The organism is Pontibacter sp. LHS2, from assembly GCF_058932845.1.
On record NZ_JBZYWG010000003.1, the window covers coordinates 402,677 to 423,700 of the forward strand.

Annotated in this window: 16 protein-coding genes, 1 tRNA gene and 1 pseudogene; 9 read left to right on the forward strand and 9 right to left on the reverse strand. The window is 52.0% G+C overall.

Annotation, left to right across the window (positions count from 1 at the left end):
• Positions 1–5 precede the first annotated feature (5 nt).
• Positions 6–1,010, reverse strand: coding sequence for a hypothetical protein (locus AC5FX6_RS15010; protein WP_493597877.1), 1,005 nt, complete (start codon positions 1,008–1,010; stop codon positions 6–8).
• A gap of 516 nt (positions 1,011–1,526) precedes the next feature.
• Between AC5FX6_RS15010 and trxA the strand changes: the two genes are divergently transcribed.
• Complete coding sequence (gene trxA / locus AC5FX6_RS15015; RefSeq protein ID WP_191184504.1) at positions 1,527–1,853, forward strand: thioredoxin; 327 nt, start codon at positions 1,527–1,529, stop codon at positions 1,851–1,853.
• Positions 1,854–1,912: 59 nt separating this feature from the next.
• Here trxA and AC5FX6_RS15020 read toward each other — a convergent pair whose 3' ends face one another.
• Positions 1,913–2,410, reverse strand: coding sequence for a DUF421 domain-containing protein (locus AC5FX6_RS15020; protein WP_493597878.1), 498 nt, complete (start codon positions 2,408–2,410; stop codon positions 1,913–1,915).
• Between the two features lie 41 nt (positions 2,411–2,451).
• Entirely contained in the window at positions 2,452–4,380 is a 1,929-nt protein-coding gene (locus tag AC5FX6_RS15025) for a hypothetical protein (RefSeq protein WP_493597879.1), read from the reverse strand.
• A 146-nt stretch (positions 4,381–4,526) separates the two neighbouring features.
• Between AC5FX6_RS15025 and AC5FX6_RS15030 the strand changes: the two genes are divergently transcribed.
• The 3 genes from AC5FX6_RS15030 to AC5FX6_RS15040 all read left to right on the forward strand — a co-directional run bounded on the left by AC5FX6_RS15030 (position 4,527) and on the right by AC5FX6_RS15040 (position 6,443).
• Positions 4,527–4,919, forward strand: a complete 393-nt coding sequence (locus AC5FX6_RS15030; RefSeq protein WP_493597880.1) for a DUF5329 family protein — start codon at positions 4,527–4,529, stop codon at positions 4,917–4,919.
• Positions 4,920–5,022: 103 nt separating this feature from the next.
• Positions 5,023–5,388, forward strand: a complete 366-nt coding sequence (locus AC5FX6_RS15035; protein WP_493597881.1) for a SpoIIAA family protein — start codon at positions 5,023–5,025, stop codon at positions 5,386–5,388.
• 338 nt (positions 5,389–5,726) lie between these two features.
• On the forward strand, positions 5,727–6,443 hold the full coding sequence (locus tag AC5FX6_RS15040) for an OmpA family protein (protein WP_493597882.1): 717 nt from the start codon (positions 5,727–5,729) through the stop codon (positions 6,441–6,443).
• Between the two features lie 69 nt (positions 6,444–6,512).
• Here AC5FX6_RS15040 and AC5FX6_RS15045 read toward each other — a convergent pair whose 3' ends face one another.
• Positions 6,513–7,037, reverse strand: coding sequence for a DUF6141 family protein (locus AC5FX6_RS15045; protein WP_493597883.1), 525 nt, complete (start codon positions 7,035–7,037; stop codon positions 6,513–6,515).
• A 73-nt stretch (positions 7,038–7,110) separates the two neighbouring features.
• A complete protein-coding gene (locus AC5FX6_RS15050) occupies positions 7,111–8,250 on the reverse strand; it encodes a cystathionine gamma-synthase (RefSeq protein WP_493597884.1) in 1,140 nt (379 codons plus the stop codon).
• Positions 8,251–8,436: 186 nt separating this feature from the next.
• Between AC5FX6_RS15050 and AC5FX6_RS15055 the strand changes: the two genes are divergently transcribed.
• Both AC5FX6_RS15055 and AC5FX6_RS15060 read left to right on the forward strand, forming a co-directional pair.
• A complete protein-coding gene (locus tag AC5FX6_RS15055) occupies positions 8,437–9,156 on the forward strand; it encodes a TVP38/TMEM64 family protein (RefSeq protein ID WP_493597885.1) in 720 nt (239 codons plus the stop codon).
• A gap of 67 nt (positions 9,157–9,223) precedes the next feature.
• Positions 9,224–9,297, forward strand: a tRNA-Arg gene (locus AC5FX6_RS15060).
• A 259-nt stretch (positions 9,298–9,556) separates the two neighbouring features.
• On the opposite strand, the gene AC5FX6_RS15065 is transcribed toward AC5FX6_RS15060, so the two are convergent.
• Positions 9,557–10,726: a hypothetical protein gene (locus tag AC5FX6_RS15065; protein ID WP_196114312.1), complete on the reverse strand. Its 1,170-nt coding sequence runs from the start codon at positions 10,724–10,726 to the stop codon at positions 9,557–9,559.
• Between the two features lie 227 nt (positions 10,727–10,953).
• Here AC5FX6_RS15065 and AC5FX6_RS15070 point away from each other — a divergent pair, with 227 nt between their 5' ends.
• Positions 10,954–11,166 (forward strand): hypothetical protein, encoded by a 213-nt coding sequence (locus AC5FX6_RS15070; RefSeq protein WP_196114311.1) that lies wholly within the window; start codon positions 10,954–10,956, stop codon positions 11,164–11,166.
• Between the two features lie 76 nt (positions 11,167–11,242).
• Positions 11,243–11,383, forward strand: coding sequence for a hypothetical protein (locus tag AC5FX6_RS15075; protein WP_196114310.1), 141 nt, complete (start codon positions 11,243–11,245; stop codon positions 11,381–11,383).
• 512 nt (positions 11,384–11,895) lie between these two features.
• On the opposite strand, the pseudogene AC5FX6_RS15080 reads toward AC5FX6_RS15075, so the two are convergent.
• A pseudogene (locus AC5FX6_RS15080) lies at positions 11,896–12,717 on the reverse strand (RHS repeat-associated core domain-containing protein); the annotation flags it as partial.
• Positions 12,718–13,272: 555 nt separating this feature from the next.
• On the opposite strand from AC5FX6_RS15080, the gene AC5FX6_RS15085 reads away from it, so the two are divergent.
• Entirely contained in the window at positions 13,273–13,683 is a 411-nt protein-coding gene (locus AC5FX6_RS15085; protein WP_196114309.1) for a helix-turn-helix domain-containing protein, read from the forward strand.
• Positions 13,684–14,367: 684 nt separating this feature from the next.
• Here AC5FX6_RS15085 and AC5FX6_RS15090 read toward each other — a convergent pair.
• Both AC5FX6_RS15090 and AC5FX6_RS15095 read right to left on the reverse strand, forming a co-directional pair.
• The gene (locus AC5FX6_RS15090; protein ID WP_196114308.1) at positions 14,368–14,808 is read right to left on the reverse strand and encodes a hypothetical protein; all 441 of its coding nucleotides are present in this window, start codon (positions 14,806–14,808) and stop codon (positions 14,368–14,370) included.
• Between the two features lie 28 nt (positions 14,809–14,836).
• Positions 14,837–20,968, reverse strand: a complete 6,132-nt coding sequence (locus tag AC5FX6_RS15095) for a DUF6443 domain-containing protein (RefSeq protein WP_196114307.1) — start codon at positions 20,966–20,968, stop codon at positions 14,837–14,839.
• Positions 20,969–21,024 lie beyond the last annotated feature (56 nt).

Consider the following 21,024-nt stretch of genomic DNA (forward strand, 5'->3'; position numbering starts at 1 on the left):
ATAGCTTACTCAGCATGAATGTATATAGAGGAAGCTCCTGCCACATTGGCTCTATAAACCGGGGCAGGGTTTCCATTAGATGTTGGCATGTTGTATACCAATACCTGTCCACCTCCGTTCGCACGTTCCGCGACAAAGATCCTTTTAGAGGTTTCGTCATAAGCTACATCCACAGGATTACCCAAAAGCGTGCTTGACCCGGCAATGCGCACCTGGTTAGATAATGGAATAGTGCCGCCATCGCTGGTGCTGTTGAAAACCGAACTGAAGTTATTGATCACGTGTATAGCTCCATCTGTATCAGAGGCTGCATCAGCCACATCGGTCAGCACCATCACATTATCGCGCATGGAATACCATAAGCCGTGTGTTCTAACTATACCTTCTACAGTTACGCGTTTAGTTGGCATGATCATACCATCGGCATTGGAGAAGAAATTGTTGAATACAACCAGATCGCTGGAGTTATCTACAATAGCCCACAGGTTTTCACCATCGGCACGGATACCCCAAAGGTTAAAATCCACATCATAGGTATTCATCAAATTAAAGCCTGAACTTGTGCGCTCGTATACCAGCAGGCGGTTCTTGCTCATAGGGTCATTATCCATGGCATCCTGCGCTACTACAACTCGATTGCCGCTCACGGTAAGGCCGCGGGCATTCATAAAGTCAGACGAGCTGCTCGCCCATAGGTTCATGGATTGTCCCTCCCCCATAACATTATTATAGGCTTCAATTCTATTATTCGTTCTGGAAGCCTGCATAAGCTCATCCCGGTCTCCTGAATAATAAATGCCATCAGCATCAGCAGAGTTAACAGGCAATTCAGTCACAGTTATACCTGCCATATCTGAGATATCCATCATCGTGACCAGACCACTTGTATTACTCGATACAAAAGCCTGGGCCATGGTGGGATCATCAATAGTTACATCATCGTCGTCGTCACAGGATGTCAAGGTTAGGAATGCCGCAGCCAAAAGGCTTAGTGAAAAAATCTTCTTCATAGCGATAAATATTTAAGTACATGAAATTCAGCACACTTACGAAATCCAGAATACCTTCAGATTGCCTATACCCACATTTTTAATCCTATTTTCATGCTATAGATTGCTGCTTAATACTTGGATATACCATTCTGAAGGTTGTAACATCCATTTTTCGCATGATGCAGCAGCCTGCCGACTAGCTAAAAAATTTTACGGCACTTAATTCCTTTTTCAAAAAATCAACGATATAGTCCTAAGTAATCTTTCGCTTAGTGACTTACTGTTTAGATTGTAATAACCCTACTGCTATCAGCTGCCCCAACCCTGCTGAAACTAAATCCTGAAACATTTGTTTATACAAATAAATATACCCTCGACTTGCAAAAGACGTATGTATAAGTTCTAAATTTGCAGCGGGGATAACCCGGAAACAGGACAGCTTGTCAGACCAGCCAAGTTTGGGCTCAAATTTGAGAAGCTAGTAAATGTTACTATATTTAAAACACAGAATTTAACCAACAAAACGTTAAAGTTATGGCTAACAAAGCATTAGAAATTACTGACGCTAATTTTGATGAGATCATCAATTCAGATAAACCAGTATTGGTAGACTTTTGGGCAGAGTGGTGCGGTCCGTGCCGCATGGTAGGCCCGATTGTAGAAGAGCTGGCTGGTGAGTACGAAGGCAAAGCCGTGATCGGTAAAGTAGACGTAGACGCCAACCCACAGACTTCTGCTAAGTTTGGTATCCGCAGCATCCCTACACTCTTGATCTTCAAGAATGGTCAGGTAGTTGACAAGCAAGTAGGTGCTGTTCCAAAGGGCGCACTGGCTCAGAAGCTAGACGCACAGATGGCCTAAGCATCAACTTACATTATGTAAACACGAAAGCCTTTCCACGACTGGAAAGGCTTTCGTGTTTATGAGTCTTTTTTAACTATGCTGATATCTCCACTTCGCTCCAAGCAGCCGTATGCCACATCCTTTGCATCTGTTACACCTCCTACCCGCAAGGCTTCCTCCAAGTCGTTTTCGGTCAGGTTATGCTTCTTAAGTTCGTCTTCCTTTACTTGCCCATCTTTGATCAAACACACTGGACTCCCTTTTATCAAGGGGCCAAAGAAACCAGAAGTGTTAAAAGCTAGAAACGCGAAAAACCGGTGTAGCAGAACAAGCGTAAGGGCAGCGACCAATGTAGGCCAAAAGGGAGAGTTCCCTGTAATGGCACGACTCAGAACAGAGCCATAGATGATACCCAGCACTATATCGAACGCTGTATGCTTACCAAAAATGCGTTTATTGCCAATTCGCATGATCAGCAGAGCGGCTATGAAAACCACAACTGCCCGAATGGACATCTGCCACCATGTGAGTGAGTCAGGATCTGTACCCAGAAGCGTATCCAGAAAATCAACCATACACTCCCAACGCGTAATATCGCGGGAATGTTATCAGTTGGTTACTGACACTCGCAGAGCTTTTTGTCTAACTCACAGAGCATAGCATAGTGCTGCTCCACCTCCTTCATCAGGGTGGTTAGTTGCTTGTTATAAGCCTGTACCTGCTGCAGACGAGGATTTGCAGGTTCGTTCTTGGCGAGGGTGTCCAATTCTTTGATCGTAGCGGCAAATGAACCGCTCTTTTCGCTCAGCTTATTGTAATACTGATCCAAGCCTTTGTCAGAGCTCGCTACGGCTACAGCTTCCAGGTTATTGTCGAAGCACAACTGCCAGCGCAGGTGACGCAGTACCTGCTGCTCGGCGGCGCTCTGCAACTTACCCATCTCTTTGGTCTCTTCTTTCAGCCTGGAGTTTTCGTAGCGTTTGTTATAGTCGTTCACTGCTTCGCGCACTTTATCACGGCAGCTCAGGCAATTGCTCGTGTTAGCTTTGTCCTGCAGCGTGTTCCGTATCGTGAGCGTCTCGTCAGATGCTTGCGCTTCAGCCAGCTTCTTCACTTCCTTCTCAAATACCTCGCGGTACTGCATGTCCTCCAGCCTCTTGGTCAGACGCACGATGGCCTCCCCTTCCACTGAAGCTGACAGGTAATCGGCACGCGGCAGCTCCACAGACGATAGTCTGGCCAATGCGGCTTCCCGCTTGGCTGGTGTATCCCATGCCTTCGGGCTGTTCTCCAGTTCCTGTAGCGTGTTCACCAACACTTTCGCATTTTTCAGATTGTGGTCGGCATCCAGGTATAAGTCAGCGTTGGCCAGAATAGACTCGTATTCCGAACGAAAGATGTTTTTATAGGTAGAATTCTTGTCAAACTCCTTTTCACGTGCCTCAAAAGCAGTTTTCATGCGCTTATACTCCTGCATGATGCCGAACAGGTTTTTGGCATTGATCTCCGGAGAGTTATTGCGGTAGTTAAGACGATAGGCATTCAGGTTCTGCTTCATCTCCGCGAAAATGCGTAGAAACTCTACATACAGCTTCTCCTGACGATAGGTCTCGTCATTCATCAGCTTGGTATCGTAGGCCGTCTGAATCTTCTGCTTGCGCTTCTCGATCAGATCCATGGTCACTTCATCTCCTGTTAGCACATCCACTTTGTAGAGCGACTTGTAGTTGGCTACCACAATGTAGGGATACTCCTTATACCCAATGGCGTCTTCGAGCTGCTTGCGATCAAGCTTCGTGGAGTTTTTGCTGAGGTAATCGCCGAGTTTGGCCGGCTTCAAGGTCACTGTTTTCACACTGCCAGGCACGAACACATATACCTTTACCGAGTGCAGGCGTGTATCAAAGTCCTGCCCTTCATACAGGCGTATCGTAGAGCTGAATTTATACTCTTTCTTCTTGGCGCGAGCGTTCAGCAGGTTACCGAACTCGCCTACCAGGGACATCACCGCCATGGATGGGTTGGTCAGGTTCGAGAGGCTCACCAGTTGGCTGGCTACCAGGTTAAACACCTGATCACCATCCTGATTCGTTACCGCTTTGGCGTTAATAGCAGCGTCAATGCTGTTTTGAGTCGAGGTGAGTGGCATTTTATCAATGATGCGCACTACCTCCAGGTGGTCGCTTACCTGGGTATGGTAATCTTTCTTATCGGTGTTAATATGAAAATTGAAGAGCGGGTATATGATCTGGTCATTCCCGAAGAGCTTCAGGTTTTTGAGCTGTGCTGTAATGAAAAGGTACTCCAACTCATAAGCATAGTTCTTCTTGCTCTTTTTCTTCACACCTGACTCCAGCTCGTTGAGCACACGGTTAAATTGACCGCCATTGTACAGGTAAATATCGGTTGAGAGGTATTGCCACTCGTCCGAAAATTCAAATTTATCGTTGTAACTATAGCCCAGCCTGGTTTCGATATTTTGTTGGGCGAACGCTTGCTGACCAATTAAAAGAGCCAGCGCAAAGAGTGAGAAAATTTTCTTCATAAAATACGTATAGCCGTTACAGCGGCAGATGCGGTATAACTTTTGCTTCTGAACCTAACGTTAAGTCTTGAAATTAAGTGCATTATCGGAGAGCAAATATCCGCATCATTTCCGATTTTTTTTTAAAATAAAGGAGTACAAAAACCATGCTCAGAATACTATTCATGGCAGTTGCCATCACATTATCTCAAAGTGCGTTGCAACCAGCTGCAGCGCAAGATGCATACGAATATAGCAAGGCCTCAGACGCCATGTCAGAGGACCAGAAAGTCCAGAAGTTAATCGACTACATCCGAACCCTCGAGGGGGCCACTTTTATACGCGACAACAGTGAATTTTCACCTGAAAAGGCCGCTGGGCATCTTTCCTCAAAGTGGAAGAAACACGCCGCGAGAGTGAAAACGGCCGAAGGATTTATAACGGAACTGGCTTCGCAATCATCATCGGGCACACCATATAGCATCCGTTTTGCTGACGGCAGCACAAGCACAACCCGCGATGTATTGCTCCGACAGCTCCGTACACTGGCTGTTCAGTAGGTCAGATACAGTACAATAACAGGTATAAGTATAGCAAAAAGTGAATGCTATACTGGAACGCCGGCACTGTCGTTACGTATTTATGACGACAAACCTGATTCCAATGCTACAGTTACTTGAAGAGTCGCGAGATGAGTTAGTTGCGATCCGCCTGGCAGGAAGCATAGACCGCTATGACTACGAGGTGATGCTCCCCATATTGGAGGAGAAGATCAAGCAATACGGCAAGATACGGGTGTATGCAGAGCTTCAGGATGCTGAGGATATTTCGTTGCAGGCGTTGTGGGAGGACCTGAAGTTTGACTTCCGGCATGCAGCCGATTTCAAAAAAGTGGCGCTGATCGGAAATCGAAAGTGGTTGGATTGGCTCACCGTGATGGCTAATCCCTTCACTACGGCCAAAGTAAAATACTTCGAACCCACTGACCGCGACAAAGCACTGGAATGGGTAAGAAGAGACGAAGAATAAGAAATTCAATCTATAAAAAAGAGAGGCAGTTAGAATTCTAACTGCCTCTCTTTTTGTATCATTCTCTTTCAATACATCAACCAACTCACCGACTCATCCCATTTTTGAGACCGACCACAGTCCCTTATATGATCCATAGTATTCTACCCTCTAAAATATTTTTTTTACTCAAACGGCATACAATATATAGTTTTAGCATAATATTTGCTCTGGAATTGAAGCTGTCGAGCACGGAAATGAAATCGAATTATACTTAGAAGCATCATTGTTCGTTTTGTTCCATAGTTGCCAGTAAAAACCAATCACAAACAACACAATCAATTAACAATCACACACACATGAAATCTAATTTCACAAAAGCAACTTTATCACTGCTGCTATGCGGCGCCCTGATGTCTTCCTGCGTTTCCTCTAAAAAGTATGATGAGCTGAAAGCCAGCAAAGAGGCACTCGAGCGCGAACAAGCCGCTAGCCGCGACAAGGAAAAAGAGTTGAGCAGCACCCTGCGAGAGCGTGAGCAGAAACTGGCTGAACTGGAGCGTGCCATGAACGACCAGAAGAAAGTGCTGGATGATTTGCGCAATGAAGTGAACGGTGCACTTTCTGGTTTCAACCAGGGTGACCTGAGCGTAAACATCCGCGACGGCAAGGTATACGTGTCTATGTCTGACAAACTGCTTTTTGCGACAGGCAGCACTAAAGTGAACAACACCGGTAAGCAGGCCCTCGATCAATTGGTAGATGTGCTGAAGAAAAACCAGAGTGTAGGTGTGATGGTAGAAGGCCACACCGATGACGTGGAGGTACGACCAGGTACAAAGGACATCGCTGACAACTGGGACTTGAGCGTACTGCGTGCCACCGAGATCACCCGTTTAATGGCTCAGCGTGGCTTGTCACCAGACCGCATCACACCAGCCGGACGTGCTTACTTCCAGCCAGTTGACACAGGCCGTTCCGCTACTGCCAAAGCAAAGAATCGTCGTACAGAGATCATTCTGACACCTGACTTCACTGAGATATACAAGATACTGGGCATCCAGTCGATGAAGTAATCACTATAACTCATAAATAGAAAAGGCCGCTGCTCCTATCGAACAGCGGCCTTTTCTTTACCTGCTGATTTAGTCCGCTATACCTTTGCCCAGTGCTTTGGCTTGCTCTATGGCATGGAACAACTCTTTGGCCCGCTGAGAGCCGATCAGAAGCGGCTGCTTATTATAGAAACGCAGTAGCACTCCTTCCCTGCCTGATGTGCTGTAGGCCTTTCCTTTAACTCCCCAGCGTATTCCCCAACCACCGTACTCACTGATTGGATTATATATTACCTTCTCGAAATCACGCACGGTATGCAAAGGTATAAGCACTGGTTTGAGGTGAAAAGGCCGAAAGCGCACCTGCAGCATTCCTGGCTTTACCTCCGTAGTCAAGCTCATCCAATAGAAAAAGAAAGGAAGGCCGAAGCCGATGAGTGCCAGCATCAAACTTAATTGAATATCCGTAACCGGTCTGTTACCGAAAGCGCCGCCCAGCACTACCTGGTAAATAAAACCAGCCCAAAACACGGCGGCTATACCTAAGATGAGTGACCATAGCCAGAACTGCTTAAACCGCTGTTTCTCACGGAACAAGATGTTATGCTCTTCCATCTATACCTATGCTTTATAGGTATAGCCGCCCCACTTATGAGCGGACCGGCTATACCTATCAATTGTTAGATCGTTACCCGATGGCCTGCTCCAGATCAGCCAGCAGGTCTTCGATGTCTTCTATACCTACACTCAGGCGAATCAATGAATCGCTCAGACCAACTTTCAACCGTTCGGCGGCAGGTATACTGGCGTGCGTCATAGAGGCCGGGTGACCGCAAAGTGACTCTACACCACCCAGTGATTCGGCTAGCGAGAAGTACTTAAATCGCTCCATGGTTGCGATCGCATCTTCCATTCGGTCACCTTTCAGCGCAAATGAAACCATACCGCCGTAGGATCTCATTTGCTCTTTGGCGACATGATGACCCGGATGATCCGGCAGGCCTGGCCACAAGACTTTTTCTACCTTCGGATGATTTTTCAGGTACTGTGCTACGGCACGGCCGTTTTCGCAATGACGCTCCATGCGCACATGCAGTGTTTTGAGACCACGCAATACCAGGAAACAGTCCTGCGGGCCAGGTATGCCTCCGCAGGCATTCTGAATAAAGGCTAGCTTTTCGCGCAGCTCATCATCTTTCACGATCACGGCACCCATTACGACGTCAGAGTGACCCGCCATATACTTGGTAAGCGAGTGCATGACTATGTCAGCCCCCAAGTCAAGGGGCGTCTGAAGAAACGGCGTAGCGAATGTGTTATCAGCTACCAGCAGCAGGTTGTGCTTTTTGGCAATGGCAGCGCAGCCTGTGATATCGATGATGTTAAGCAGCGGATTGGTGGGCGTCTCTATCCAGATCATGCGGGTATTCTCGTTCACCAGCGCCTCTACCTTACCCAGATCACTCATGTCAGTGAAGTGGAACCTGATGCCGTAGTTTGCGAAAATCTTCGTGAAGATCCGGTAGCTGCCGCCGTACAGGTCATTGGTAGAGATCACCTCGTCACCCGGCTTCAGCATTTTGATAATAGCATCGATCGCTGCCATACCTGAAGCGAAGCAAAGGCCGTGCTTACCGTTCTCCAACTCTGCCAGAGCATTTTGCAGGGCAGTGCGCGTTGGGTTGTGCGTGCGTGCGTATTCATAGCCCTTGTGGTCGCCCGGTGACTTCTGCACATAGGTAGAGGTCTGGTAGATGGGCGTCATGATAGCGCCTGTCGTGGGGTCCGGCTCCACACCGGCATGTATAGCTTTTGTTCCGAATTTCATAGATTCAATTTTAATAATAAATGACTGGATGCAAGATAATAAGATTACCCATCAAGAGTTGAATGCCCCGAACAGCTACGTGCTTCTGCTCCGGTACAATAAAAATTAATTGGCTATTCCACAATCTGCGTATACCTTCAGCAAATTCTTGCCTATAAGGCTCTATCTTTGACTAAAACCCCTGTTATGATGAAACTGTCCATGTTGCGGACTTTTATACGGGAAAACGCGCCTTCGTTTATTTCCATGCTATTGCTGGTAATTGTACCCTTGGTTGTAAGCTCATCGGCTGCAGTATACCTGTACCAGAACGAGACGCTGTTGCAGGACCTGAGTTGGCCGCAGATGCTGCTTTACTTTGTCGTGATCTCCATTACCATGTCGCTGGCCCTCACTCCGACTACTTTTGTGGCGCTGGTGAGCGGCTTCTATCTGGGTTGGCCTGGCTTTGCTGGCGTGGTCGTGTCGTATGGTATTGCTTCGCTCATCGGCTATACCTTGGCCCGTCTCATCGATCATGGCAAAATGATGTCCTTTCTGAATCGCTTTGAGAAGACGATGTACCTGATGCAGGAATTGCGCGACCAAAGCTGGAGCCTGATCTTCCTGACCCGTATATCGCCGGTGCTACCCTTTGCGCTCATGAACTTTGTACTCTCATTGCTGCAGGTTGACAAGCTAAAATTCTTCCTGGCTAGTATGATCGGCATGCTGCCACGCACACTTTTTTTCTTTTGGGTAGGTACACAAGCCAGCGATGTTATAAAATTATTGCAGGACCCCGGCAGCAACAAAGGCAGCCAACTGCTCATGATATCCCTGATTATCATTTCGATAGGTGGACTCTACTTCATTTTCGATCACGCCTTGAAGCGGGCGCTGCGTAAAGCGACGGCAAAAAGTTGAGAAAAATTCGCTTTAGGGCTTGCATTGCAAGAAAAAAGGCCTTTACTTTGCATCACAATAACGGAATGGTCACGTAGCTCAACTGGATAGAGCATCTGACTACGAATCAGAAGGTTAGGGGTTCGACTCCCTTCGCGACCACTTGAAAATCAGCCACTTACGAATAAAATCGTTAAGTGGCTTTTTTTATTTGCACACAATTTGCACACAAATCTCCTGTTTGAGAGCTAATTATTCCACCCTTTATATCTCTTCCTATTTAGCTTAAAAAAATTAGAAATTATTCCTCACAAACTTCATTAACATAAAATGTGATTTGATTTACCAACACTAAGCAAGCATGTTGCCTTACACATGATAAAATGCCCATGTAGTTATAAGTGCTTGCTATTGGGTGACATCACCTGAAGATATCACTACCATAAAGGAAAAAGCCGACCCGTGCCTGCAGCGGGTGCAGATAAGGCGTGCGGCCCTGCTCGTGCAGAAGGTTGTACTGCAGGAGGGCGTAGCCCCTGAGCTTTCTGTAGAGTGTGTAGTCCTTGCCCAGCCCCGCCGACAGCCCAGGCACCCATTCCCTGCCAAGCGTCTCCTCCTGCGTGAAGGGATCCGTGTGCGTCACCGGCGCATTTAAGCTTTCGTACTGCAGCCGGGCAAAAAAGCCGCCTTTGATCTGGAAGTCCGAAAAGAGGCTGTAGCCCCCCACCCGATCCGCGCCGCCCACATAGGGCTTCTCCTGCACGCTCAGGTGCAGGCGGTACTGTCCGCCCGCACCCGCCGAGAGCCTCTCCGAGAAGCGCCAGGCCACCGTCGGTCCCAGGTCTAGGAAGAAGCGCTCCTGCTTGCCCGCCTGCCAGAGGCTGCCCAGCACCAGCCGCTCCGTCCAAGGCTTTCCTTTAAGCGGGTTGGTTCCTAGAACTCCTTTTGGCATGTCCTTCATGCTCTCCACCTTGCTTACCCGTCCCTTGTACCTATCAAAGTCTGCTTTAGCCTGCCCCAGCTTATCGAAGGACTCGGTAAAGGGCTCCCCCGCCGCCTTCAGCGCCGCCTGACTGGCTTTTGCTTTCAGCTCGTCTGCTGAGGTGGGCAGTTGCCCCATTGCGGTAAGCTGTGGCAACCGGGCGGCGGCGCTCTTCTGCCCGGCCTCTTCAAGCTGGCGCAGGGCCTGTTTGAGCTCCTCCGGCATAAGCTGGGCGGCCAGTGCCTCTTTTCCCTCCTGCAGCTGGCGCTCCAGTCTCGCACGCACCTCCTTCAGCTCTTCAGGCAGTACCGGTTGCCCTGTCACGGCCTGCGAAAGGCTGTCAACTCTTCGTGCCAGCGCCTCCCCCTCCTCACCCAGCTGCCGCAGGCTGTCAAGCGAAGCATGCAGGCGAGAGGAGTCCTGCAGTGCGTAGTCGATTGCCTGCAGGCTGTCCTGCCAGGCAATCATCTCGCGCAGCAGCTCCCCAGCATCCGGCACACCAGTCGGTAGGCTCTGCTTGGTTTGCTGGGCAAACGAAGCGAAAGTGAGCAACAGGAAGGGCAGTAAGAAAAGACAGGCTCTGGAAAAGGGCGAAAGGAGGTTGTGCATAGAATGGCTTTGTTTTCTTTAATAAAATGCCTGTAAGTAAGTGCTGATCTCTTAAGACTGTAAAGATAAAGCACCCACAAGATAGGATATTACGTCTAATTTTATCAATAAATCATGCTACACTACAAGTTGCAACAGCGAGAGAGGGCTGCAGATGCTGTTGTCTTTCACACGGCAAGGCTTCTAGAGTCGAAGGGACGGGAAAAGCTCCTGGGCCTTTTGTGCGGATGGCTATCTGCTGGCCCTCAGGTATAGCACAAGCTATAAGGTATAGGTATAGGTATAGCCATAAAGCAAAAAGCCCCCGGCTGATGCCGGGGGTTGGGGGTAAGATTCTAAGCGCGAAGCCGCTGCGAGCGGAAGCCAAAGCCATCCAGGAGGAGAACACCCGTGAGGGTGGGCGGCTGGCTGCGCGGCGGCTGACCCGCAGGCGAGCATAACGTGGGCTGTGGGTTTTGTTTTTGGCCTTAGCCCCGCAGGGATCTAATCAACTCTAACAACAAAAAAGGAACAGCCGTGAGGAGTACCGCAACGAGCCAACCGAAAGGCAAAGCCATGGTGGAACGCAGCGTAGCGAGTAGACCATGGCGTGCCGAAGGAAGCGTGAGAGAGGACACGGACGAACACCGCTCCCCTGCAAATGTCTTTGTGATCTAAAATCAATGTAAATAACTCGTAATTTAATTTTATAAGTCTCTGCTAGTCACTCATACGCTGTTAAATGCTTAAGTATTGAGCTTGTCAAAAATTCGCTGTGCTTATTGTTTTTAGCAAAAACAGAAGATAAAGCTTTGTATGACAAGTCATAAAATATATATGTTTCTCCATTTTTAAGCCTAATCTGATAGTATGGTGGTGAAAAGAATGGGTAGATTACTGGTATAAAAAGCTTTATATTTATTACTGCCTCAAAATCGGAAGCCTCAACTATTTTCGTACTATGATATAAGTTACCAATATATAATCTATTATTTCTGACATGAACATCATTCACTCTTGACAGTATCCAATTGATTACAATAGCAATCAAACCAGATATAAGACACATGTATAAGTAATATACATTCATTGTTAAAATATATAAGAGTAAAAGCACTACTATGAAGAGGATAGATATTGCTAAAAAAAACATTTGTTTACCTCTATTATTTTTACTTAGGATGTACATTCTAATCATCGATATTTTTTGTTCTTGTAATTTTTACACCAAACCCTATATTATATTCTAACCCTGCTCCAAACGCAGCAGTTGCACCATGACCAACACCTACCTTTAGAGTATTTTTTTGTGTTGAAGAAGTAGTCTCTCTTGAAATCTTTGCTTCAACAGCAACCCCTGGTATTGGAGCTACTGCAGCTCCAAACTCGTTGGCGTTACTTTTCACTTGTCCAGATTTATTATCTGTAATTTGTTCGTTTTTGTATGATCCCTCAACTCCTAAGCCAGAAATCGGGACACCCAATTTGCCACCAGAGGTAGTTCTTGAAGTAGGGGTTTCCTCTTTATGAAAGCTTTCTACACTTGCACCATTTTTATCGAATTCGAGAGTCAATGACGAGTGATCTCTACTTTTTACATTTATATCAGCTCCGTAACCCTTTACTTCTCCTGCTACTCTAGCACCGTAAGTAACCTTTCCTTCTGCTTCTACATATGGAGAAACTTCCAAGCCACTGATGAACTCTCTCGTATTTTCAACCGTTGCTGTGGCTATTGAAGTCGCAACTTCTGTCGCCTTATTATATACATAGCTTTTGGTTGCGCTTACAAGCCTCCCTAATAGTTCGCCCCCTGGACCTGGCCACATTCCATCCGGGTCGATAAAGCGTATTGGGTTATTGAAGGTATAGTTATATGGGCTCCACCTTCTTCCCTGCTCCGCCAGCGGGTCCACCACGTGCCACCTGCCGATCTGGGCATCGTACATCCTGGCCCCGTAGTCCATCCAGTTGAGCCCCAGCTCGGTCTGACGCTCCTTTCCGTTGTACTGGAAGAACTGTGCACCTGCGCCAGTTTTTCCCTATGGTGCAATTTCCCTTATGGCACACTTTTGTAAAAGAACATCAGGCCCTTATAGCCATACTATAAATATAGTGAATTCTGTATCCATTCCTATACCTACTGAACAAGGTATACCTATGCCCTATACCTTGACTGGTATTCCGAACACCAGTTTACATTTAGCTCTATGACAAGGTATAGAAGGGGGGTATCATGATTATTGGGAACACGGAACACCAGCGGCAAAAACCTGCCTAACTGGCTTCATTCGCACTTTCACCCCCGTTCTGGCGTTCCAACTGGTGTTCCCTGGCGTTCCGTACTTTCCTTTTCGGGTCGTAGCTATACCTGCCGTTTCTGGTTTTTGCTCAGGTATACAGGTGATTTTTCACAATGCTATACCTAATTATACCTGCCTGCTACAGGTATACTTGGCTGCTTTGTCCTAAGATGGTGTTTTACCCGCGCGTACCGTACCCAAAGTAGTGGTATTTTACTTGCCCGCTGTTTTTCTTACTCCGCTGAAAACGCTATATTTGGTACTATGGAAGCAACTACCAGACCCAGCAATCACATCGGCCGCAAGATCAGCCGCATTCGCGAACTGCGCGGCATTAAACAGGAAGCTTTAGCCCATGAATTGGGCGTAAGCCAGCAAACCGTGTCTAGAATAGAATCTAGCGAATCTGTAGAGGAGGATATACTTCAGAAAGTGGCGAAGATACTGGGCGTTCCTGCTGAAGCTATCAAAAACTTCAGCGATGAAGCTGTTATCAACATTATCTCAAGCACGCTGCATAACACAAGCGGTCTAGTGAATTACAACCCTGTATTCACATTTAATCCCATAGAGAAATTTATGGAGGTGATGGATGAAAACAAAAAGCTGTATGAGCGCCTGTTGGAAAGCGAGCGTGAAAAAGTGGAGCTTCTGAAAAAGATGATCAAAGAGTAATAGCACCAAAGTATAAGGTATAGAGCCCGGCCCAAAAGGTCGGGCTTCTTTGTGTTTATACCTTAGCTGAACGGGAAGGTATAGGTATAACCTTGCCGCGTTCAGTCGGGCCAGCGGCACGGCTGGACGTGGCAAGGCTCCTAGGGTCGAAGGGGCCGGAAAAGCCCCTTGGCCTTTGTGCGGCTGGTCAGTCGGTCACCCTCAGGTATAGCACCAACTATAAGGTATAGGTATAACTTTACCCATAAGGTATAGCATCGGCTATAAGCAAAAAGCCCCCGGTTGATGCCGGGGGTTGGGGGTAAGATTCCAGGCGCGAAGCCGCTGCGAGCGGAAGCCTCAGCCAGCCAGTAAGAGCCCGAGGAACGAGGGCGGCTGGCTGTGCGGCGGCTGACCCGCAGGCGAGCAAAACGTGGGCTGTGGGTTTTGTTTTTGGCCTTAGCCCCGCAGGGATCTAAACAACTCTAACAACAAAAAGGGAACAGCCGTGAGGAGTACCGCAGCGAGCCGACCGAGAGGCAAAGCCATGGTGGAACGCAGCGCAGCGAGTAGACCATGGCGTGCCGAAGGGAGCGCGAGTGAGGACACGGACGAACCCCGCTTCTCCAAGCATAGGCCTGTCAAGTGGCAGATTAATTCACCCTTTTGATGAATAATGGGAAAGTAAAAAAACATACAAAATAGTTATTCTACTATAGCTCCCCTACTATGAACGATTTTACCACTTCTAAATCCAAGGTCAAAACTGTTGTTATCTGTATATCCTTTCAGGGTTGGAATACCATCACTAGTTACTGGAAACTTGGTCCGGAACTTGTATTTAGTTGTATCTAACGTATTTTCTATTAAAACTGCATTATCGTTCATTACATACCAATCAAAGCCTTCTTCTTTCCATCGCCCAACGATTTCATCTCCAACCTCCATATCAATGCCCTTAAGGTCAATTTTAACATAATTTTGATCAGGTACTGCTGTATGACATCCATTGATGATATACCTCACGTGTTTTTCAGTTATTATAGTAATACACTGAGCTTTATCTGGCGAGTAAACATTATAAGTTTTACTCTTACAACTCACAACCATAAGGGATAGGAATAAGATTGATAATCTAAGAATCATATTAATCATCATTTTTTAAACAAGTAAACTATCTTCTGTATTTTTGCCAACCATATAGGTATCCAAGCAGTTCTGCCTTGATTGTTGTTGTCGCTTCTCTCTCTGGTTTGATATAAATAATTGGTACACCAAAGTTTAACTTCATAACTGAGATACCATTAGATTTATAACCTTGATATAAATCAAAGCCTCCTCTAGCATTCCTCCAAGAAAGACCGCTTCTTGCTGCAACTAGTCCTGCTCCCATATTACCAAAGTCCCTAGCCGATCCAAAATCGCCATTACTATCAACACTACCTCGATATCTATATTGTAAATCAGTCTGCTCTCCTTTGTCTTTTATACCTTCATCTTTGAAATCATATTTTTCTCCATTAGTAGCATTGAACATATAACTCAACAATGAAGGATCATCTTCTTCAAGTTTATTCAAGAATTCTTGACCAGCTGTAGAGTTAGGATCAAGGACAGCACCAACCACGGGCCTATCTTTTTCATCGAAGAAAGAATGTGTAGTTTTCGATTGTCCTATTCTTTCGCCCTTACCTCCATTACCGTCATCTAGATAAATTCCTCTATCATTATCATTTGCGTCTCCACCAACCACAGTATATTTACCATCTTCATTTTTCTTTACAATAGTTGATATTGGCGCCATCCCATCTGGGTCGATAAAGCGAATTGGGTTGTTGAAAGCGAAGTTATAAGGCGAGTGCCTGCGCATCTGGTCTGCCAGCGGATCTACCACATGCCACCTGCCGATCTGGGCGTCATACATCCGGGCCCCGTAGTCCATCCAGTTCAGCCCCAGCTCCGTTTGCCTCTCCTTGCCGTTGTACTGGAAGAGATGGTCAGGACTTCCCTGCTTCTCTATCCCCACCAAGTTGAGTCCCCAGGGGTCGTAGTGGTTCTCCTGCACGAGCATCGGACTCGTCTGGCTCACGGACATATCGTCGAACCAAGTGGCCTCGTAGCTCTCGTTGGCCAGGAACACCTCCACGAAGCCGTCCTGCTGGGCTGTGTATTCCAGCTCCAGCCTCTCCCAGCCCCCGTTGGCCTGCCGCGTGAGCAGCTGGTAGCCCGAGTCTACGTAAGAAGAGTCTTTGGCATAAGCAATATAGCGAAGATAGGCCACTGGCGCTCCCTTCTCCTTCTGTAGCACAAGGGGTGCCAACGCGATGCCTGCCCCGATGTAGGGCAGCGCCTTGCCTGGGCCTGTGCCCAGCTCGCTCACCGTACCCACGCCGGCCGTGGCCGCCCCCAGCAGCCAGGAGGCCAGGCTCAGGCCCTTGTTGCCCTTTACCTCCTCCTCGTACATACCGAAGGCCTCGGCCTTCACCTTGTCGCCCGCCCTAACGCTCAGGCGCCTGCTCGGGCCCAGCGGCCTGTTGCGCCCAGCACCCAGGAGCGCCGCGTGCGAGCCCGAGCGCGAGCGGCCCCGGTCCAGGTGCCGCGTCTCGGCGATGTGCCCGAACTGCTCCTCCTCCTGCGGGGCGGCCATCATCTCCATGGTGGCCTGCGAGGTGGTCGTGGTCTCCTCGGCGAAGCTCACGCGCAGGTTGCCCAGATGGTCCTTCAAATGGTACTCGTAGCGCCACACCTGGTCGGTGGCCGGCTCGTACAGCGCCCGCCCCTCCGAAGTGTGGGCGAAGAGCGTGTCGCCCTGGTGGACGAACAATCCTGAGTAGTCGGTCGCCACCACGGCCTTGCCCGCCGCGTGCACCTCCTTGCGCAGCTTCTGCCCCGCGGCAGAATAGATGTAGCGGATGTAGCCCTTCGTGCCGAGCGCCACGCTGTCGGGCAGGTTGAGGTGATTGTAGCGTACGGCCGTGATGCCCTTGTTCCCGTCGCGCGTCATATTGCCATTAACGTCGTAGACGTACTCAGGGGCCGCGGTAGCGTAGAGGCTGCCGTTGTCGCGGAAGTCCCCGGCAGGGCCCGTGGCCGTGGCCTCATCGTCCACACCCACCAAGCGGTTGCCCGCGTAGTGGTAGCGCAGCCGGTCCACCTCCCCCCAGGCCCTTGCAGGGTCCTCCCGCTCGTAAGGGTTCCCCGCCGTCAGTCCGCGGCGCACCAAGCGCTGGATGTTGCCGTTGGCGTCATAGGAAAGCTCGTCGACCGAGTAGTGATCCTGCTCTTCATCCCAGCCTGTCGTCCCCCGGGCACGGAAGGCCCCGGCTGTTAACCGCCCGGCGCGGTCGTAGGCGTAGGCGTATCCCCGCAGCTTCCCGTCCGATGCCGTGGCCCAGCGCATCTCGGCGATGTTGCCGTTGTGCTGCCCCTGCGCCCCCAGCTCCATGCCCGTGTTGTAGCTGAGCGCAAAGCCGAACAGGTCCCCCTGCTGGCTCACCTGCCCCGGGTCATTGATAGAAGTAAGCCAGCCGCGGATGCTGTAGCGCGTGTCCACCTCCTGCAAAAAGGAAGCGTCGGCGTTTTGGTGCAGCCTTTTCGCCGTCTCCTGGCCCAGCTCGTTGTAGGCCCGCTCGGCCAGCAGCACCGGGTCCCGGCCGTCGATCGACTGCCACTGGCCTGCCAGGCGCCCCGCGTGGTCGTAGGCCATGGTGTCCCGCACCATGTGGGTACCCGACTGGTGGGAGGCCAGCGTCACCAGGGGCCTGCCCGCGAAGTCGTAGCGGGTGGTCACGCGCTCGGAGGCCTGCTGCCTCGTCCCGCCCAGAAAGCCGTCCGAGACCGCCTGCACCAGCCGGTACTTGTCATCATAGTAGTTCACGCTCGTGAGCCAGAGCGGCGTGCCCAGCACGCGGGTGCGGGTGCCCGTCACCTGCCCCAGTACCCGCTTGTTATGCGCCGTCACGTCAGACAGGGCGGCATCATCGAATGAATAGTCCTGGGTAAAGGCCGCATGGGCATAGTCGTCGTAATAGGTGACCGTCAGCAGGTCGTCTGCCGTGACAAGCACACCAGACGGGGAGGATTCGTTGAGCGAGTATCCCTCGATAGAGCTGCCCCGCGTCTCAAACTGCTGCCCTACGTTGTCTACCGCATCCTGCAGCGCCTGCCGGTTGATCTGCTTTTCCAGCACGCCCGTCAAGACCGGGCGACCCAGCGCGTCGTACTTGGTGAAAGACCACTTTCCGGCCGCCGCCTGCACGGAGTCCCGGGAGAAGACCGCCTCGTCGCGCTTGTTGTAGACCAGCTCCACCGGCCCGGCACCCGGCACCTGCTTTTCGATCATTCTCCTGCGCCCGTCATAGGCGTAGCGGAAGCACCAGTCTTTTATAAAGTTTTCATTAAGGGCAATGGTACCATCGCCTTCCGGCTGGGGCAGGTGGCTGCGCATCCCCTCGGGCTGGATCACCAGCCGCAGGTTGCCCAGCGCGTCATAGACGTAGTGCGTGTCGGCCAGCCCCGGTTCCGGCTCGACCGAAAGGCAGGCGGGCTCCGAGCTGCCCGAGGCGTGGCGGGCGGCCACCTCCCGGGCGCTGAGGGCGCGGCCGTAGAAGGAGAGCTCGTCCAGCCCGCCCTGGAAGCGGTACCCGTGGCTTCTATTGAGCCAGCCGATGTTAAGCGCCGCCTGGCTGGCGAAGCCCTCGGGCGAGGAGACGGTTTCCTCCTCTACCAGCACCCCGTCCACATAGAGCTTTGTCCTGAGCCAGAGGGCGTCGCGCACGGCCACCACGTGGTGCCAGGCCCCGTCAGTGATGACCGGGTTCTGGGCCGCCTCCCCTAGGAAGGCGCCCGCCCCGAGGTTGTCGCGCAGCTGCAGCCGCGCCCGGCCTGCCGGGTCCAGCCCGATCCACCAGTGCAGCGTGCCGCCCGACTCCATATCGTCGCGCCCCAGCACCACCTCGTTGTCTGTGGGCGCCCCCTGCCGGCGCACCCACAGCTCAACCGTAAAGCTCGCGTCGGCTGCCCAGTCGTAGGCAAAGCCGTCAGCCGACAGGCCGCCCGTGCCGTCAAAGCCCAGCCCCCCGGCCAGCCTGCCCGGCACCGCCGCGCTGCCGGAGCCCGTGGCCAAATGTCCCGTCTGCGTCTCCGCCAGCGAGCCCTGGTCAAAGGACCAGTGGCGCCCCGGGCCCTCCCCGCAGACCACCGAGTCCAGGTCCGCACCGGCAGCCGCCACCTCCGTCTCCATGCGCTTGAGCACCACGCGCCCCTGCAGGTCCCTGTACTCCACCGCCAGGGCGTCCTCCTCGTCCCGGGTCTCGGTCACGTAGAGAGTACCGGCATGATAGAATCCCGGGCTTGCGAAACTGCCCGTCGCCGGGATGTAGTCCCAGCGGCGCACCTCCCCCGCCAGGTTGGCGCGCTGCGCCTGTTTCATGGTATGGCCCGTGCCCGGCTGCCAGGCCGCCCCCGGCGCCCCCTGCTCGGTCACCCGGTTCAGGGGCGAGGCCTCGTACACGGGCACGGCAAATGGCGCAGCGTCTTTGGCCACGTCCGGGTACATGGAGTTGGAGGGGTCGTAGAAGGCCGCCTGCTCATCGGCCGCCGCAGGGCGGTAGGAGCCCGCCGCACCGCCCGTCGCGTAGGGCAGGAACGTCTTCTCCACCCTCCCCAGCGCGTCATAGCGGACCGGTGTGATGATGTCCTGCCCGGTCGGGCTGGCCCTGGTGAGCACTGTCTGCAGCTCCCGCCCCAACCCGTCGAAGTAGACGATCTGCTGGCTCACCTCGCGCACGGTGCCCTGCGCCAGCGCCTCCGGCGTCAGCATCCCCCCGACCTGGGCCGAGTTGGTGAGCACGTAGTTCATGTTCTCGCTTGGGGCGGAGGCAAGCGGCTCCCCGGCGGCAGCCACCGTCACCGTCATATCGGCGGTGTGGAGGGTGAGGGCCGTGGCCCAGGCATTGGTGACGCGGCAGCGGTACACGCCGCCGTCCGAAGCAGAGGATGCCGGAACCGAGTAGGTGCTTGCCGTCGCACCGGCAATATCCTGCCAGGCCTCCCCCTCCAATCGCTGCCACTGGTAGAAGTTGCGCGTGCCGCCGGTTTCCACCAATAGCTCCAGGGGCTGCCCCGCTGTCAGTTCGCGGGTCTCATGCTGCCCCAGCGGCGCCTGCGCACTGTATCCGAAGAAAGCCAGCGGGCTCGTGTTCACCCCCGACAGGTTGGGCTCAACCGAGCCGAAGTCCAGCCGGTTGCCGTAGGCATCCACATAGAGCGAGGGGGCGTTCGGGCCGTTACTGAAATTGGGGACCCCGGTCAGCGCGTTGCCCGTCAGGCTCAGGAAATAAAGGTTCGGCATCGATGCCAGCGAGGCCGGCAGCTCCCCGGCCAGTTGGTTGTTGTCCAGCCCCAGCTCCCAGAGAGATCCCAGGTTCCCCAATTCCTGGGGTACAGCACCGCTCAAAGCATTGTTGTGCAGGTAGAGTTGGCGAAGTGCGGAGAGGTTACCCAGTGCAGAAGGGATAGCCCCGGAAAGGCTGTTGTCATTTAGGTAAAGGTATTGCAGAGAGGTCAGGTCCCCCAGAGAGGCGGGAATGCCCCCACTCAGGGCACAGCCTTCAAGCCCCAGCTGCTGGAGCAGGCCTAGGTTCCCCAGCTCGGCCGGGATAACGCCTGTCAGGGGATTGCCGCCCATGAAGAGCTGCCGCAGGGAGGAAAGCCCTCCCAGCGATGCGGGAATGCTCCCGCTCAGGGCATTGCTGTTAAGGAAGAGGAACTGCAGGTTTGCAAGACCGCTCAGCGAGGCAGGAATGTTCCCGCCCAGCAAGTTGCCGTTGAGCCCCAGGTCCGTCAGGTTGGGAAGCCCCCCCAGCTCGGACGGTATAGGGCCCGTCAGGCTGTTGTTGCTCAGGTAGAGGTGGTAGAGCGTAGCCAGGTTGCCAACAGACGCCGGAATCGTTCCGGACAGGGAATTGTCGTGCAGGTACACGTACTGCAGCCCCGCCAGGTTGCCCAGCGAGACGGGCAGCGCACCGCTCAGCCCGTTGCCGTTGAGCATCAGGCCCACCACGTCCCCGCCCTGCACCATCACCCCGTGCCAGGTGGCCATGTCGGCGCTCGTCGCGCCAGCCAGCCAGTTGGCGTTGGCGTTCCAGTTCGCTCCGTTGGTGCTATTGAAAAGGTCCTCCAGCGCCTGACGCTCCACCGCGTCCGGCACCGCCCCCTCGCCCGTTGAGGCAACGTTCATCGTCTGCAGCGCCAGGGGTTCGGCCTGCTGGGCCAGGTCCTGGCGCTCGGCCGTCAGGCGTGCCACATGCCGGTTAACAGCCTGGTGATGGAGCGAGTCCCGCCCCTGCCCGTAGGCCCTAA

Excerpts from the sequence above, each read along its gene's own strand:
- AC5FX6_RS15020 (WP_493597878.1), bottom strand. The coding sequence starts at position 2,410 with ATGGTTGATTTTCTGGATACGCTTCTGGGTACAGATCCTGACTCACTC.
- AC5FX6_RS15050 (WP_493597884.1), bottom strand. The coding sequence starts at position 8,250 with ATGAAATTCGGAACAAAAGCTATACATGCCGGTGTGGAGCCGGACCCC.
- AC5FX6_RS15085 (WP_196114309.1), top strand. The coding sequence starts at position 13,273 with ATGGAAGCAACTACCAGACCCAGCAATCACATCGGCCGCAAGATCAGC.
- AC5FX6_RS15055 (WP_493597885.1), top strand. The coding sequence starts at position 8,437 with ATGATGAAACTGTCCATGTTGCGGACTTTTATACGGGAAAACGCGCCT.
- AC5FX6_RS15040 (WP_493597882.1), top strand. The coding sequence starts at position 5,727 with ATGAAATCTAATTTCACAAAAGCAACTTTATCACTGCTGCTATGCGGC.
- AC5FX6_RS15065 (WP_196114312.1), bottom strand. The coding sequence starts at position 10,726 with ATGCACAACCTCCTTTCGCCCTTTTCCAGAGCCTGTCTTTTCTTACTG.
- AC5FX6_RS15090 (WP_196114308.1), bottom strand. The coding sequence starts at position 14,808 with ATGATTCTTAGATTATCAATCTTATTCCTATCCCTTATGGTTGTGAGT.
- AC5FX6_RS15070 (WP_196114311.1), top strand. The coding sequence starts at position 10,954 with ATGGCTATCTGCTGGCCCTCAGGTATAGCACAAGCTATAAGGTATAGG.
- AC5FX6_RS15010 (WP_493597877.1), bottom strand. The coding sequence starts at position 1,010 with ATGAAGAAGATTTTTTCACTAAGCCTTTTGGCTGCGGCATTCCTAACC.
- AC5FX6_RS15035 (WP_493597881.1), top strand. The coding sequence starts at position 5,023 with ATGCTACAGTTACTTGAAGAGTCGCGAGATGAGTTAGTTGCGATCCGC.
- AC5FX6_RS15025 (WP_493597879.1), bottom strand. The coding sequence starts at position 4,380 with ATGAAGAAAATTTTCTCACTCTTTGCGCTGGCTCTTTTAATTGGTCAG.
- AC5FX6_RS15030 (WP_493597880.1), top strand. The coding sequence starts at position 4,527 with ATGCTCAGAATACTATTCATGGCAGTTGCCATCACATTATCTCAAAGT.
- AC5FX6_RS15045 (WP_493597883.1), bottom strand. The coding sequence starts at position 7,037 with ATGGAAGAGCATAACATCTTGTTCCGTGAGAAACAGCGGTTTAAGCAG.
- trxA (WP_191184504.1), top strand. The coding sequence starts at position 1,527 with ATGGCTAACAAAGCATTAGAAATTACTGACGCTAATTTTGATGAGATC.